Genomic DNA, 14,672 nt, shown 5'->3' with positions numbered 1-14,672 from the left:
TCACTCTCTCACTCGAGTGCGAGGTTGATCGTCTTCGTCTGGGTGTAGTGTTCGGCCAGCGCCTCGTAGCCGACTTCGCGGCCGATTCCCGACTGTTTGTAGCCGCCGAAGGGCATCCCGGCCGGGAACGCGTTGTACTGGTTGATCCAGACGTTCCCCGCTTCGACGTCCTTCGCCGTCTCGTAGGCCTTCGTAATGTCGTTCGTGATGATACCCGCCGCGAGGCCGTAGTCGACGTCGTTGGCCAGTTCGATCATCGCGTCGTAGTCGGTCCACTCGAACACCTCCTGGACGGGCCCGAAGATCTCCTCCTGGACGGCGCGGTTGTCGTGGTCGATGTCGTCGATCAGCGTCGGGGAGACGAAACTCCCCTCCGCGAGCGCCTCGTCGTCGGGCACGTCACCGCCGGCCAGGAAGTCGGCGCCGGCGTCGCGGGCCTCCTCGATGTACTCGAGCGTGCGTTCGGCCTGCTCTTCGGTGACTTTCGGCCCCAGCGTCGTCTCCTCCAACAGCGGGTCGTCGACGGTGAGGTCCTCGGCGGTCGATGCCAACGCCTCTACGAACTCGTCTTTGATGTCGCTGTGAACGAACAGCCGCGAGCCCGCAGAACAGCACTCGCCGGTGTTGTAGAAGATGGCCGTGATCGTCGTGGCGACCGCCTTCTCCAGATCCGCGTCCGGATAGATAATCAGCGGGCTCTTCCCGCCCAGCTCGAGCGTGATGTCGTGGACGTGCTCGGCGGCCTGAGTCATCACCTGCTTGCCGACCTCGGTCGATCCGGTGAAGGCGATCTTTCGGATGTCGGGATGTTTCGCCAGCGGCTCGCCCGCGTCGGGCCCGAATCCGGTGACGACGTTGACGACGCCGTCCGGAAGGACGTCGTCGATCTCATTCATGAGCTTGAGGACCGTAAGCGGGGTTTCCTCGGCGGGTTTGAGGACCGAACAGTTGCCGGCGGCGAGCGCCGGGCCGAGCTTCCAGGCGGCCATCAACAGCGGGAAGTTCCACGGGATGATCTGGCCGACGACGCCGTAGGGCTCGCGAAGCGTCTGAACGTGTTGCCCATCGCCACTCGGAATCGTCTCGCCGCCGTTGACGCGGGTCGCCCCGGCGAAGTACCGGAAGTGGTCCGCGACCAGTTCCATATCGATTCTGGCCTCGCTGATCGGCTTCCCGTTGTCGAGGGTCTCGAGGCGGGCGAACGCCTCCCGGTTCTCCTCGACGCGGGCCGCGATCTCCTCAAGGACGCGCTGACGCTCGGCGGCCGAGTAGTCCGACCACGTCTCGTCGTAGGCGGTCCAGGCGGCTTCCACCGCTCGGTCGATGTCCTCACGGGTGCCCGCTTGCACCGTCGCGAGCGTCTCGCCCGTCGTCGGATCTCGCGTTTCGAACGTTTCGCCGGCGGAACTGGGGACCCAGTCGCCGCCGATATACAGTTTCAAATTCGGCGGAATAACGTCCGCTGCGGTCTCTCGATGGCGCTGGCTGATACTATCCGTCCGGTCGCCGCTCGGCTGCGATTCGGTGGCCATTCCACGTCGCCGTTCCAGACAGTGCGTAATAATACTAGTAGGTAGGTATCTGATATAATAACTGGATTAGGTTCATTACAAAGTAGCACTCATTTGTATTCGATAGTAGCGTAACCGCTATTGGTTCCCCTCCCCCCGGAGTCAGACACGAGTCCCGTCTCGAGTCCTCGCACTCGATCGGTCAATCTGCATGAGTGCGCCGGCAGGCCGCTCAACCTCGCGGTTCTCGTAGCGAGGACGCTCGCCGCCCCTGCGACCGCCCCCGTTTTCGCGTTCGGAGGCGCCGGCGCCCTACCCGATCCATGTCACTCGTATCCTACGAACTCCACGAACGGCTCGACCGACTCTCGTCCGCAAGCGCCGACCGCGATATCCTCGTCAGCCTCGCTGTCCCGCCCGAGGAGACGATCGGCGAGGCCCGCCAACCCGTCGAGACCGACTACGCGGAGGCGAGCCAGCGCGACGAGCGGTCGTTTCCGAAACCGCTCACCGACGCGCTGGAGACCGTCCGGAGCGAACTGAACGAGTACGACGAGATCCCCGAGAGCGGGCTGGCGATCTACGCCGGCGTTCCCGACGGGGATCGCGTGGCGGCCGTCTTCGACGACCTGCCGGTCCCCGTCGACGAGTCGATCTACCGCCACGCAAACGAGTTCGACCTCGGGCCACTCGAGGACGTCACCGAGCCCGAGTCGACCCACGGTCTGTTGGTCGTCGAACGCGGCGGCGCCGCACTGGGCGTGCTCGACGACGAGGGCGTCGAGCCCCTCGAGAGCTTCGAGAGCGAGGTCCCCGGGAAGTCGAGCGCTGGCGGCCAGTTCGCCGAGCGGTTCGAACGCGACCGCGAGCGCCAGAAGCGAGAGTTCTTCGCCGAAGTCGCCGACCGCGCCGAGCGGACGTTCATCGGGGACGAGCCCGTCGACAGCGTCCTGCTGGGCGGAACGACAGGCATCGTCGAGACGTTCCGGGACGAGGCCGACCTCGATCACCGCCTCGAGGACCGGATCGTCGACGAGTTCGCCGTCGAGTACGCCACACAGCAGGGCCTCGAGCAGCTCGCGGAGAAGGGCCAGGAGGCCCTCGAGGAACGCGATCGGGACGACGTTCGCGAGACGCTCGGCGAGTTCTTCGATCGGATCGGCGACGACGAGCCCGTCGCCTACGGCCGCGAGGCGGTCGACGACGCCCTCGCGTTCGACGCGGTCGAGACGCTGCTGCTCTCGACGGGTCTGGAGGGCGCGGACCTGCAGGAACTCGGGGAGCGAACCGAAGGGCAGGGTGGCGAGACCGTCGTCGTCCCCGACGACTTCCCCGACGGCAACCGGTTCGCCGAGGCGTTCGGCGGGATCGGAGCGCTGTTGCGGTTCCCGATCGACTGACGGCTCGCAGAAAGCGCGGCTGTCGGGAGCGTCCCGAGCTGAAACGATTCGGTCGCAGATTCCGGCGTGTTTTCGAGCGGAACGTTCAGACAGCGATGAGCTAGATCCTCGGGAGACCGAATTCTTAACTACCGGAGTCGCCATTGAGAGAGTAATGGATGGCCCAAATCCCTTTGGGGAAATACTTTTAGTGGAAGATAATCCCGGTGACGTCCGGTTGACCAAGGAGTTGTTGAAAGAGACCGGGCTCGAACCGACCGTCCACGTCGTCTCCAACGGGTCCGACGCGCTGGATTTTCTCTCTCAATGCGGCGAGTACGCCGACGCCCCGCGGCCGGACGCGATCCTCCTCGATCTGCATCTCCCGCGGATGAACGGAGAGGAGATCCTCGAGGAGATGGACGACGACAGCAGGAACGTCCCCATCATCGTCCTTTCGGGTACGCAGCAGGAACGGGTGTTCGAAGACGACGATATCGCGGCCGTCGTGGACGCTCGCGTGGAGAAGCCGCTGGATCCGGACGAGTTCGACGCGATCGTGCAGTCGCTGTCGGAACAGCCCGCCGAATGACCGAGAACTGTCTCTCTTCTCTCTAAAATCCGCGGCGGTTGCAGGCACGACGCGCTTTACTCGCGAACCGAGACCGTCCAGTATGTGTGCGACATTCAGCGACGACGACGTCGGAAAACCCGTCGAGCGAGCCGACGGGAAGGTGATCGGGACCGTCGACGCGATCGAGGGGGACCGAGCCCGAGTCGAGCCGGCTCCCGACGCGCTCGACTCGATCATGGCCCGGTTCGGCTGGGGCGACACCATCGATCCCTTCGTCCTCGAGGCCGACGCCGTCGACGCGGTCTCCGATACCCGGATCCATCTGACGGAGGAGTTTTCGACCGGAGAGACGGGGACGACGGCCGCGGACGAACGATCCGAGAGCCGCCAGGACAACCCGCAGAACCGTCCGGATCAGTGAGGGAGTAAACCGGACCCGTCCGACGGGCACCGCACCCGCCGAGTGCAGCCATTAGTGGCCCTGACGAATGCAGGCACCACTGGCTTCCCGCGGGTGGTGGTAGCCACACGCATGTGTGCAACGTTTTCGAACGACGACGTCGGCAAGTCCGTCGTGAACGGCAACGGCGAGGAGGTCGGCGTCGTCACGTCGGTCGAAGGGGACGTCGCTCACGTCAGACCCGAAACGGCCGCCGTCGACTCGGTCAAGTCCTCGATCGGCTGGGAGGGCGTCGCCGACGCCGCGCACCCGCTCGATACCGATTCCGTCCGCGAGGTCACCGACGACGCCGTCCGCCTCGAGGGCGAACTCCCGTCCGTCGACCGGCAGGATCTCGAGGCGGCCGTCGATTCGAACACCGGCGACGACGCGGGCGAGGAACGGACCGAACCCGCCGGCGGCTCGGCCGGGACCGAGGAGACCGAAATCGCCGAGGACCTCCGCGACGAGACCGGTGAGACCCTCGAGGAGACGGACGCGATCGACGAGCGCGGCACGACCGCACCCGACGAGTCCGAACCGGGGCGCGACCGAGCGAGCGATCGCGGTCTCGAGGCGGACCCGACGGAGCTAGCCCGCCAAGAGCGCGAGGGCGGTACCCGGGCCGGGGCGTCGGTCGAACCGACCGACGATTTCGAGTCGACCGACGCCGCCGTCGATCCGGACGCGGAGCTGGAATCGACCGACGCTGCGGTCGACCGTGACGACGATTTCGAACCCACCGACGCCGCCGTCGATCGAACCGGCGAGCCGCGACGGACGGACGCCGCGGTCGATCCTGGCGAACAGCCCCGCGGAGCGGACGTCGATCCGACGTCCGACCCCGACCGCGACGCGGAGGCGGAGCGCGGCGGGCCGACGACCGAAGACGCGGGGAAGACGGACCTCAAGGACGATCCCGAGACGGAGCGGCTGCGCGACCGGATCGAGAACGAGGACGAGGACGCCGACGACCGGCGCGGAGACTGACGCGGCCCCGATCGGGAGCGGCGGCTCGAACGCCGTGTCTCGCCGGCCCGGACACTATGGGTCGCCGGCTGATAGGAAGCCTATGTTCGGTCGAGACAGCGAGCGCGGAACCGACGGGATCGACGGTATCGACGTCGCCGGCGCGGGAAACGATCGGTCGATCGTGTTCGTCCACGGCGCGATGTTCACGCGGAAGATGTGGCTCCCCCAACAGCGGGCGCTATCGACCGAGTACCGAGTCGTCACGTTCGACCTGCCGGGCCACGGCGTCTACGGCGACGAGCAGTTCCGGATGGAACCCGCGGTCGACCGCCTCGAGCGCGCCATCGAGGAGCACGCCGGCGGAACGGCGGTGGTGGTCGGGCTCTCGCTGGGTGGCTACGTCGCGACGGAGTACGCCTATCGCCATCCCGAAACGGTCGACGGGCTGATTCTGTCGGGCTCGAGCGTGAATCCCGTCGGCGGGATGGAGACGCTCACGCGGGCGACCGGGGGGATCTCTCGGCTCGCTACGAAGCCCGACATCGGCTGTCGAGCCGTCGAAAAACTCGGCTACCGCTGGGTACGCAATCGCGATCTCCCCGCGGACATCGAGCGGGAGATCATCGATTCGGGAATCTACCCGCGGGAGTTCGGCAACGCGGGACCGTTCATCGCGGGCGAGGACTTCCGGGGGAAGCTGTCGACCTATCCAGGCCCGACGCTCGTGCTCAACGGCGAGAACGACAAGCTCATGCGCCGCGGCGAGCGGGAGCATGCGGCGGCGGCCCAGGACGGTCGCGTCGAAGTGATCGCCGGCGTCGGCCACATCTGTAACCTCCACCGGCCGGAGACGTACACGGACCGCGTCCGGAACTTCGTGCGACAGCGCGTCGCCGCGCGGCGCTGAGTCGGGGGCCGCCGGTTAGCGCTGAAAACGAAGACGGAGACGGAGACAGAGACGGAGATAGAGTCGATCGAAAACGGGTCGGAGAGACGAGGACGGACCGGTCAGGAACGGCGTTCGCCGACCATATCGCGGACGCGACCGGGGAGACCGAGGACGGAGATCCCGAAGCCGAACAGCACCATCAGCACGTAGACGCCGAGCGTCGAGGTCCAGACGACGAGCATCGCGAGGATCGCCCAGCCGCCCTCGAGGAAGTAAAACGCCCCGATGGACATCGCCGTCCCGTAGAGCAAGACGAGGTACGGCCCCCAGTCGGTGGCGTGGCCCCGTCGTTGCTTCCGGCGGACGTAGCGCTTGAGTTCGCTCTCGAGGGACTCCTTCTCGACGGTGCGGCGTTCGACGTTGTCCTCGAACGAATCAACTCGATCGCGCAGGCGTTCGATCTCCTCGCGAAGCGCTTCGGAATCCTCCGATCGATCCCGCGTGCGGGCGCTTCGACGGCGGCTCGATCCCGCCTCCGCCGCTTCCGTGGCCGTCCCTGCGTGATCGTCCGTCGCCCCCTCGTCGGCACCCGTGGCGTCGTCGGTCATCGCTTCTGTCGAAAACTGTTGATGTCCGGGACTTTGTAGCTGCCGATCCACTTCACGGTCGGCGAGGACCGCGTTGAGGACGGCGCCGAAGACGAGGATGATCGCGCCGAGGTACAGCCAGGCGAGCACGAGAAAGACGGCCCCGAGCGCGCCGTAGACGACGTAGTCGCCGGCGAACGCGGCGTAGAGGGAGAACGTCCGGCTCAGGACGTACCAGCCGACGGCGGCGACGAGCGTCCCCGGCAGCGCCTCTCTGAGGTCGACGTCGGCGTCGGGGAAGACGACGTACAGCGGCAGGAAGGTCACGACCAGCCCGAGCAGGACGAAGATCGGGCCGACGATCGTCGCCCCCAGAAACGGCACGTACCGGATCAGCAACTCGAGGGCGGCGACGAGCCCGAGTCCGCCCGTGATCACGAGGAAGACGATCATCGCGTCCCAGACGGTGTCGAGCAAGGACTTCGAGCCGGCGGTGCCGTACACCTGCGAGAAGGCCCGGTCGAGGCCGCGGAGCACGCGACTCGAGCCCCACAGCAGACCGAGCGCGCCGGCGATGGTCGCGCTCTGTCGGCCGGTGTCATCGAGGACCGTCTCGGCGAGCAGTTCTCGGGCCGACTCCGTGAGGACGTCGGTGGCTGCGGACGTCAGCCGTTCGGCCAGCGCCTCGCCGCCGATCGACGCCGCGAGCCCCAGGGCGAGCAACATCAGCGGCACGAGCGAGATGAACCCGTAGAAGGCGACGCCGGCCGCCAGCAGCGTCAACTGCTCGCTGCGAGCGAGGCGAACGGCGTCGCCGGCGAGTTCGAAGTCGAACCTGCGGTCGAGCACGTTCCGGTAGTAGCGACGGCCAGCGCCATATGCGACCGTGTGGCACTGGCTTGCACACTCGTCGGTACTGTCACGGATCGTGGGATCGTGGCGGGACCGTTCGCGAGAGGAAGTTATTTCCTGTTGTCACGTCGATCGGAGGGCATGGAGCAACGACGATGCCCCGACTGCGGCGTGACGATGGAACCGGTTCCGGTGCGCGACGGCGAGAGCATGGGGCTCTCGATCGCGACCGGGGAGCGAGAGGGACTGCTCGGCAAACTCGGATTCAAGAACAGAGCGAAACTGCAGGGCGTCTGCTGTCCCGAATGTCAGCTCGTCCGGTTGTACGCCGAGGAGGAGTGACGCGCTCGAGTCGGTCGGAGAACGGAGCGATTACTCGAGACTCCCTTCGGTCGCCGCCCGAATTTCGCCGACGCTCGCGTCGGTCTTGAACGTCGTCCCGCCGTAGTGGGCCGGCGAGGCCGCGTAACCGGCCTCGCGCAGGTCGGCGAGGAACTCGTCCATCGCGTTCGCGGGCAGCCCCCAGTTCTTGCAGAGCTTGTGCTGGTCGTAGTGGGTTGGTTCGTCGAGTTCGGCCTCGAGGGTCTCACAGAGCTCCCGCGCCTTCTCGGCGGTCCCAAACGAGTCGGGAACCGCGGCGCGGACGTCGGCGACGAACTCGGTGTCCTGAACGGGGCCGAGCCAGACCGGGCCGGCGGTGAGCAGGCGCTCGCCGCCGCAGTGAGGGCAGCTCTCGAGCGGATCGGCGACCTGTCCGTGCTCGGTCTCGCGGTAGAGGCAGTCCTCGCAGTGGTAGATGTGTCCAAGGTGCTCGAGGGCGGCGTCGGCCGCGCTCGCCTTCCGATCGAGTTCGAGGTAGGTCCGGACGTAGTGGCTGGTCGCGTGGGTCAGGATCGGCTCGACGCCGACGTCGAAGCGGGCGCCGCTGCGGGCGAGCGCAGAGATGAGGATCCGGACGCCCATCTCGGGGTGGTAGTCGGTGTTCTGGGGCACCGCGCTGTAGGAACGGACGCCGCTGTTGAAGTGGGCGCCACAGAGCGGCGCGGTGTCGGTCGCCGTCACGCAGAGGAGGTCACGGCAGCGCGCGAAGGCCGCGTCGGCGAAGGGCATCGGCGTCCCGTAGGGATCGAGGTCGATCACGTCGAACATCTCGTCGTGCATGAGCGCGTTGACGTTGCGGTGTTCGACGCGCGCCTCGTCCGCGAGGTCGTTTCGCTCGAGGTTCTCCCGCGCGAGGTCGACGGCGTCTGCCTCGAGATCGCAGCAAGTGACGTCCCAGCCGTCAGCGGCCGCGCGGATCCCGCGGACGCCGCTGGCGGTCATCGCGTCCAGGTAGCTCTCGGCGCGCTCCTCGCGCTCGCGGAAGGTCCGCAGCGTCGCGATCGTCAGGTCTCGGTTCAACTCCTGTCTGGGGTTGTAGAACACCGACTCCTCGACGCCCTCGGTCTGTTCGCCGGGGACCTCGAGATCGATCCCGCCCTCGGTGACGCGCATACCCCCTGTCGACGGGCGACCGCGAAAAACGCCGTGGTCTGTGCCGGGGCCGCCGCCCCCTCGACTGGAGCTCGCGGCGAGTATCCCTCTCGGCAGTAATCGCTGCTTACCGGGCGTCTCCGCCGTTTTGCAGGGTTTTCTCGAGACGCTCATTCGAGACACGTCCGTCCATCAACCCCCGATAGAACCGCGAAACCGTCGTTGAAAGCGGCGTTTTGTTACCGACTCAGTGGAAAACGTTTTGTACCCGACGGTGCTGTCGTTCGAATAACGATGTCTTGGAATAGCATACCACAAAGTGGCGGGCGATCGCGCGCCAACGCGACTGCGACGGATCGAACGGAGCGGATCCGTTCGTGATCGATCCGTCGGCCGACGATCGCTCCGAGGGGACTGCGGGCAACGGCTGCGACCGGGGGAAGGGGGACAACGATCGACTCCGGATCGCCCTGTTGAACGCGGCGCACAAACGCGAGAGCACGCGGCGGAACTTCGAGCGGGAACTCGACGCGGAGCTCGTCGAGTTTCACTGCCCCTCCGGGGAACTCCCCGACACGTTCGACTTCGACGCCTGCGTCGTCACCGGCTCGAGCGCCTCCGTCTACTGGGATCGACCGTGGATCGGCGCGGCAAAGGAGTGGATCGGCGAGGCCGTCGCGGCCGGCCTGCCGTTTCTAGGCGTCTGTTACGGCCACCAGCTGCTCGCGGACGTCCTCGGCGGCCGCGTCGAGGATATGGGCGAGTACGAGATCGGCTACCGGGCCGTCGAACACGACGGGACGAGTCGGCTGCTGACCGGCGTCGACGAGGAGTTCACCGTCTTCACCACCCACTCCGACCGCGTGGCTGCGGCGCCGCCCGACGCGACGGTGTTCGCCAGAAACGAGTACGGCATCCACGGCTTCCGGCGGGGCCGCGTCTTCGGCGTCCAGTTCCACCCCGAGTACGACATGACGACGGCCGAGCGCGTGACCGCCGGGAAAGACGGCGACCTCGAGCCCGATCGGATTCGGGCCGTGCTCGAGGGCATCGACGCCGAGCGCTACGAGGCCGCCTGCGAGGCCAAACGGCTGTTCGACAACTTCACCGCGTTCGTGCGCGAGCAGCGGACCGCCGGTCGCACGAGCGACGTCGCCGGTTCGGAGACCGATACCGCTCGGACCGTCGATGCCGATCCCGTCGACGTCGAGACCACTGCTGACGCCGCCGCGGCCGAGTCGCCCCACGGACCGTCGGCCGACTCGAGCACGTCGTTCTGAGTCGGCTCTGCGAATCGTTGGCGTCGCCTCGAACCAAGAGAACGGCTCGCGGTCGACAGCGAGCGACGGGGGCTCACTCGTCGCGGTCGGCGACCGCCGGCAACGTCACCGAGAACGTCGATCCCTTGCCGGGCTCGGAGTCGACCCAGATATCGCCGTCGTGGCGCTCGACGATCCGCTGGCAGAGCGCGAGTCCGAGTCCCGTGCCGTCGTACTCATCGCGGCCGTGGAGCCGCTGAAACACCCGGAAGATGCGCTCCTGATCGTCCGGGTCGATGCCGATCCCGTCGTCGGCGACCGACACCGTCCAGCGGCTGCCGTTCCGCTCGGCGGTGACCCTGATCCGAGGCGGTTCGTCGCTGTACTCGACCGCGTTCGAGAGCAGGTTCTGGAACAGCTGGCGTAACTGGTGACCGTCGCCCTTGACCCGGGGTAGCGGCCCGATTTCCACGGTGGCGTCGTGCTCTGCGAGTTGGAGTTCGAGGTCCCGGCGAACGTCCGCGAACACCGACTCGAGATCGACGGGTTCGAACGGATCGCCCTGCGTCTCGACGCGCGAGTACTCCAGTAGGCCGTCGATCATCTCGCGCATGCGCTCGGCGCCGTCGACGGCGTACTCGATGAACTCCTCGCCGTCGTCGTCGAGGTCGTCGCCGTACCGGCGTTCGACGAGCGAGAGGTAGCTCGTGATCATCCGCAGCGGCTCTTGCAGGTCGTGGCTGGCGGCGTAGGCGAACTGCTCTAAGCGCTCGTTCGACGCCTCGAGTTCCTCGTTGGTCGCCTCGAGTCGCCGCTTCACCTCCTGTAGCTCCCGGTTTCGTCGCTGAACTTCGAGCGCTTGGGTCTTCGCCAGCGCGTCGTAGACGCCGACGCCGAACCCGGCGGCGATCCCGAACGCGGAGAGGACGAGCGCGGCCTGTGACGGATCGTTGACGCCCTTGGCGGGCTCGAGCTGGTAGAGTGCGAGCATGCCGAGCAGCAAGAGGAGCCCGCCGAGACACCAGCGTGCGACCACGGGATAGAACCGAGGACGGATGTCGGTTCGCGGTAACCGATACCCGCCGTAGAGGAGTACCAGCCCCGGGACCCCGATGAAGGCCGCGACGAGCGTGACGTTCGACGCCGGTTTGCCGACGTTCAGTTGACCGACCGACCATCCGACCGCGAGGACGATATACAAGGCGCCGAGCGATGCGATCAGGGGTCTCCCCCCGACGGTAGCCGTCTGCTGCTCCCCCCGATCCATTACCTCTACTGGAATCGCGCTCTATTTCTGGATTGCGGTTACCCGAGGAGTACGGGTACTCGAGGGTCGGTCGTCGTTCCCAGCAGCCGCTCGTCGAGCGGTCTCGCGAACGGTCGATCGCCGGTCGAAGCGCGGTCGACCCGGCGCGAACGATCCCTCGGATCACACCGCTTGCCCGAACCCCGTTCACACCGCCCGATCGGTCGTCGCGGCACAACAACCAAACCGATTTTACAGTTGGGCGCACAGTTGCGGTCGTGCCGGAGGCCAACCCAGTCGAGCGATGGCAGGCGGACCTCGAGGAGACCGGCGAACTCACCCCCGAGATCGTCGACCGGATCTCGAGGGTCCACGGCGACCGCGGGGTCCGCGCGATCGAGGCGGTCGGCGAGAATCGGGTGAAGGCCTACCGCGATTTCACGATCGTCGTCGGCTACGACGACGAGTACATCGTCGAGGACGGCGGCTGTACCTGCAAGGACAGCGAGTACAACTTAGACGCAGACGATCCGACCGAGCAGTGCTGGCACGCCCTGGCCGTCGCTATCGCCCGCCGGGTCGGCCACGTCGACTACCACGACATGTGGTACTCGGAGGTTCGCGAACTGCTCTGAAACTCGTGCCAAGTTAGTTTTCTCTCAGAGCGCCCCAGCCAGCCGCCCACGATCGCCTCAAGTTTACTACCGTGCGGTGGCGCGCGCTGAACTGCGTCGAACGAAAAGTGAGACGCCGTTCGAAGCTGTGCGAGGGATGAGCGAACGACCAACGGGAGAGAGCGAATCGGCTGGGGAGGGAGTGGCAATCCCCATTGCCAGGGTAACAGGATGCTCCTCGAGTCATCCGCCGTTCGTCTCGAGTTTCGTTCGATACCGTTTTCGTCCGCCTCGAGACGTATCGCCGAAAATCGCTGCTAGTCGGACTCGTTACAGGCCGCGATAATGACCTCGGGGTCGTCGATCAGCCGGTTTTCCATGTAGTTGCCCTTCCCCTTCCCGGCCCACTTGCGTTCCTGGTCGATGATCGAGAGGAACTCGAGCTCCGAGAGGATGTCCCGAATTCGGCGCAGCTTCAGGTGTTCGGAGCCGTCGCGATCGCAGAGGCGCTTGTAGAGGTCGTAGACCTCGTTGGTCGTCACGGGCGCGTCGTCGCCCTCCTTCTGTTGGGTCAGCAGGGCCATCGCCTCGAGGACGAGTTTCGCGTGGCTGGGGCTCTTGGAGATGAGTTCGGCCAGCCGGCTGGTCTCCTCGCGCTCGTGGGCCTGATCGACGCAGGACTCCGTGACGGTCTCAAGGGCGTTCTCCTCGGCGATCTCGCCGGCGAAGCGGAGGATGTCGATCGCCTTCCGCGCGTCGCCGTGTTCGCGGGCGGCAAGGGCGGCCACGCGCGGGATGACGCCGTCCTCGAGGACGCCCTCGTGGAACGCGTCCGACCGGGAGCGGAGGATCTCGCGAATCTGGGTCGCGTCGTAGGGCGAAAAGACGTACTCGCGTTCACAGAGGCTGGACTTGATGCGCTCGTCTAACGAGTCCTTGTAGCGGACCTTGTTCGAGATGCCGATGACGCCGACCGTGCTCTCGGTGAGTTTGCCGGATTCGACGGCTCTCGAGAGCTGCATCAGGATGTCGTCGTCCTCGATCTTGTCGACCTCGTCTAAGATAATCAGGGCGACGTCGTAGCGGGTGTCGACGATGTGCCACAGCCGCCGGTAGTACTCGGCCGTGCTCAGCCCCGAGTGGGGGATCGAGACGTCGGTCTCGGCGTGGTCGTTGAGCTGGTGGCCGGCCGACTGGACGGCCTGGGTCTCCGTCGATTCCTGCAGGCAGTCGACGTACGCGACGCCGATCGAGACGTCGTTGCCCTCCGCGCGTTCGATCGCCTGATTCGTGATGAACTTCGAACAGAGTGATTTCCCGGTTCCCGTCTTCCCGTAGACGAGCACGTTGTTCGGCGTGTTCCCCCGCGTGGCCGGTTTGATCGCGTTCGCGAGGTTCGTCAGTTCGTCCTCGCGGCCGATGATCCGGTCGCCGTCCGGGAGGTGCGAGACCTGCAGGAGTTCCTTGTTCCGGAAGATCTCGTTCTCGCTGCCGAAGTAATCCATCGAATCCGACATTCAGGTACTAGGGACAGGACGCCGGAGCACCTTAAACGCTCGGAACCGCAGTGCCGCTGTATAAACAGGATTCCCTCGAGAGCGGTTCTGAAATGTAACAATCACACCCCGGAGTGCCGCTGTATAGGCTGCGATGCATCGCTCGGTTCCGCTGTATCGATTTCGGACTGTCCTAGAGCGACCCTCGAGGGACAGCCGCGCAGGGAACCCCGGAGTGCCGCTGTATAGCTGTGGCCACACCCCGCGGTTCCGCTGTATAGCCACGTCCAGTCACCGGGTCACCCGTCGGGAGACCCCGGAGTGCCGCTGTATGCCGGTAGGTCACACGCGACTGGTGGCGCCCGTTCGACCGGAACGGAGACGGGGTCACACGGCCGTCATCGGGAGGGTCGGGAACGGCCCGACGAACGGGGCGGATACCGTAGTTCCGCTGTATCGGATAAAAAGAGTTTCCATAGGAACTGCACCGGTCGGTTCCCACACCGCGGTGCCGCTGTATGCGGAGACACACACCCCGCGGTGCCGCTGTAACGGAGTGGCGGTGGGTATCGACTCGAAGCGAAGGTCGGGAGGGGACACTCACGGACCCACCGCGGTGTGGAACAGTTACTGACGCCCACGAGGTGTGGAACAGTTACTGACGCCCACGAGGTGTGGAACAGTTACTGACGCGCAGCGAGCGTACTGACACCGACGGCGACGGAAACGACAATCGGTTCGACAGCGCCAGTTCCGGGAGACTCCTCCATAGAGCGTCCCACAGAACTGTCGGTCGAAACGCCGCGACGAACTCGCTGATCGAGGCAGTAACCGAAACAACGAGAGGATCGACGGTCTCGGCCGCTGATTCAGAACAGGGGGCCGGTCCGGAACGAGAGGTGGAGTTCGCCTCGAGCGGCGAGCCCTCGTCCAATACCGATTGGACGATAGTTCGTCCAATATACTCAATGGACGTTGACACAGATATAGTATTTAATAGTGGTGATTAGCTTTGGCTTCGAAAAGGTAACCGAAAGCGGCCCAGCAGTTGCTCTCAACGGATTCCGGCGTTTTCTCGAGCGACGCGGGATCTCCCGGATCTATACAGCGGCAACGAGGGGTGTGTCTCTCGAGTCCACCCACTGTTCCCGTGTAGATCACGAACGGAGATCAAACACCAACGAACGGTAACCGAACAGCCGACCGGCAAGCAGACAAGCGAGCAATAATCGCTCGAGAGAACTCGAGCAGTCGAGTCTCGACTACTCTCGACTACAGATCTCGACGAAGTTCCGCAGGATCTGCAGCCCCGTCTACACCCACCTTTTTCCGCTCGGGTTCGTTCGCGCTGCTCACTCACCACTCACGCAAAAATCTGGAC

General features: G+C 65.7%; 13 protein-coding genes. 8 read left to right on the top strand and 5 right to left on the bottom strand.

The annotated features are described in order from the left end of the window. Positions 1 to 8 precede the first annotated feature (8 nt). Complete coding sequence (locus C477_RS07970; RefSeq protein WP_008893954.1) at positions 9 to 1,532, bottom strand: aldehyde dehydrogenase family protein; 1,524 nt, start codon at positions 1,530 to 1,532, stop codon at positions 9 to 11. Positions 1,533 to 1,834: 302 nt separating this feature from the next. On the opposite strand from C477_RS07970, the gene C477_RS07965 reads away from it, so the two are divergent. The 5 genes from C477_RS07965 to C477_RS07945 all read left to right on the top strand — a co-directional run bounded on the left by C477_RS07965 (position 1,835) and on the right by C477_RS07945 (position 5,782). Next, positions 1,835 to 2,911 (top strand): Vms1/Ankzf1 family peptidyl-tRNA hydrolase, encoded by a 1,077-nt coding sequence (locus C477_RS07965; RefSeq protein WP_008893953.1) that lies wholly within the window; start codon positions 1,835 to 1,837, stop codon positions 2,909 to 2,911. Positions 2,912 to 3,065: 154 nt separating this feature from the next. Next, positions 3,066 to 3,482, top strand: a complete 417-nt coding sequence (locus C477_RS07960) for a response regulator (protein ID WP_049914411.1) — start codon at positions 3,066 to 3,068, stop codon at positions 3,480 to 3,482. Between the two features lie 82 nt (positions 3,483 to 3,564). Then, positions 3,565 to 3,885, top strand: a complete 321-nt coding sequence (locus C477_RS07955; RefSeq protein ID WP_008893951.1) for a hypothetical protein — start codon at positions 3,565 to 3,567, stop codon at positions 3,883 to 3,885. A gap of 111 nt (positions 3,886 to 3,996) precedes the next feature. After that, positions 3,997 to 4,893 carry a midas domain-containing protein gene (locus C477_RS07950; RefSeq protein ID WP_008893950.1) on the top strand — a complete coding sequence of 299 codons (897 nt, stop codon included), beginning with the start codon at positions 3,997 to 3,999 and terminating at the stop codon, positions 4,891 to 4,893. Positions 4,894 to 4,975: 82 nt separating this feature from the next. Then, entirely contained in the window at positions 4,976 to 5,782 is an 807-nt protein-coding gene (locus tag C477_RS07945; RefSeq protein ID WP_008893949.1) for an alpha/beta fold hydrolase, read from the top strand. A gap of 101 nt (positions 5,783 to 5,883) precedes the next feature. Here C477_RS07945 and C477_RS07940 read toward each other — a convergent pair whose 3' ends face one another. Next, entirely contained in the window at positions 5,884 to 7,200 is a 1,317-nt protein-coding gene (locus C477_RS07940) for a YihY/virulence factor BrkB family protein (RefSeq protein WP_008893948.1), read from the bottom strand. Between the two features lie 144 nt (positions 7,201 to 7,344). Between C477_RS07940 and C477_RS07935 the strand changes: the two genes are divergently transcribed. After that, on the top strand, positions 7,345 to 7,545 hold the full coding sequence (locus tag C477_RS07935; RefSeq protein WP_012944272.1) for a hypothetical protein: 201 nt from the start codon (positions 7,345 to 7,347) through the stop codon (positions 7,543 to 7,545). Between the two features lie 30 nt (positions 7,546 to 7,575). Here the strand turns inward: C477_RS07935 and C477_RS07930 are convergent, their stop codons facing one another. Then, positions 7,576 to 8,697: a tRNA (guanine(26)-N(2))-dimethyltransferase gene (locus C477_RS07930; protein WP_008893946.1), complete on the bottom strand. Its 1,122-nt coding sequence runs from the start codon at positions 8,695 to 8,697 to the stop codon at positions 7,576 to 7,578. Between the two features lie 356 nt (positions 8,698 to 9,053). On the opposite strand from C477_RS07930, the gene C477_RS07925 reads away from it, so the two are divergent. Beyond that, the gene (locus C477_RS07925; RefSeq protein ID WP_008893945.1) at positions 9,054 to 9,956 is read left to right on the top strand and encodes a type 1 glutamine amidotransferase; all 903 of its coding nucleotides are present in this window, start codon (positions 9,054 to 9,056) and stop codon (positions 9,954 to 9,956) included. A 73-nt stretch (positions 9,957 to 10,029) separates the two neighbouring features. On the opposite strand, the gene C477_RS07920 is transcribed toward C477_RS07925, so the two are convergent. After that, a complete protein-coding gene (locus tag C477_RS07920; RefSeq protein WP_008893944.1) occupies positions 10,030 to 11,202 on the bottom strand; it encodes a sensor histidine kinase in 1,173 nt (390 codons plus the stop codon). Positions 11,203 to 11,459: 257 nt separating this feature from the next. On the opposite strand from C477_RS07920, the gene C477_RS07915 reads away from it, so the two are divergent. After that, on the top strand, positions 11,460 to 11,816 hold the full coding sequence (locus tag C477_RS07915) for a zinc finger SWIM domain-containing protein (protein WP_008893943.1): 357 nt from the start codon (positions 11,460 to 11,462) through the stop codon (positions 11,814 to 11,816). A 296-nt stretch (positions 11,817 to 12,112) separates the two neighbouring features. Here the strand turns inward: C477_RS07915 and C477_RS07910 are convergent, their stop codons facing one another. Further along, entirely contained in the window at positions 12,113 to 13,312 is a 1,200-nt protein-coding gene (locus C477_RS07910; protein ID WP_049914409.1) for a Cdc6/Cdc18 family protein, read from the bottom strand. Between the last annotated feature and the right edge of the window lie 1,360 nt (positions 13,313 to 14,672).

Origin of the sequence: Haloterrigena salina JCM 13891 (assembly GCF_000337495.1) — an archaeon.
GTDB lineage: Archaea > Halobacteriota > Halobacteria > Halobacteriales > Natrialbaceae > Haloterrigena > Haloterrigena salina.
Note: the sequence above shows the minus strand (reverse complement) of the source record. Positions and strands in the feature narration are given on the sequence as shown.

What these genes read in the sequence shown, in the direction of transcription:
- C477_RS07960 (WP_049914411.1), top strand. Translation starts at nt 3,066, where the DNA reads ATGGATGGCCCAAATCCCTTTGGGGAAATACTTTTAGTGGAAGATAAT.
- C477_RS07910 (WP_049914409.1), bottom strand. Translation starts at nt 13,312, where the DNA reads ATGTCGGATTCGATGGATTACTTCGGCAGCGAGAACGAGATCTTCCGG.
- C477_RS07965 (WP_008893953.1), top strand. Translation starts at nt 1,835, where the DNA reads ATGTCACTCGTATCCTACGAACTCCACGAACGGCTCGACCGACTCTCG.
- C477_RS07935 (WP_012944272.1), top strand. Translation starts at nt 7,345, where the DNA reads ATGGAGCAACGACGATGCCCCGACTGCGGCGTGACGATGGAACCGGTT.
- C477_RS07955 (WP_008893951.1), top strand. Translation starts at nt 3,565, where the DNA reads ATGTGTGCGACATTCAGCGACGACGACGTCGGAAAACCCGTCGAGCGA.
- C477_RS07930 (WP_008893946.1), bottom strand. Translation starts at nt 8,697, where the DNA reads ATGCGCGTCACCGAGGGCGGGATCGATCTCGAGGTCCCCGGCGAACAG.
- C477_RS07945 (WP_008893949.1), top strand. Translation starts at nt 4,976, where the DNA reads ATGTTCGGTCGAGACAGCGAGCGCGGAACCGACGGGATCGACGGTATC.
- C477_RS07970 (WP_008893954.1), bottom strand. Translation starts at nt 1,532, where the DNA reads ATGGCCACCGAATCGCAGCCGAGCGGCGACCGGACGGATAGTATCAGC.
- C477_RS07920 (WP_008893944.1), bottom strand. Translation starts at nt 11,202, where the DNA reads ATGGATCGGGGGGAGCAGCAGACGGCTACCGTCGGGGGGAGACCCCTG.
- C477_RS07950 (WP_008893950.1), top strand. Translation starts at nt 3,997, where the DNA reads ATGTGTGCAACGTTTTCGAACGACGACGTCGGCAAGTCCGTCGTGAAC.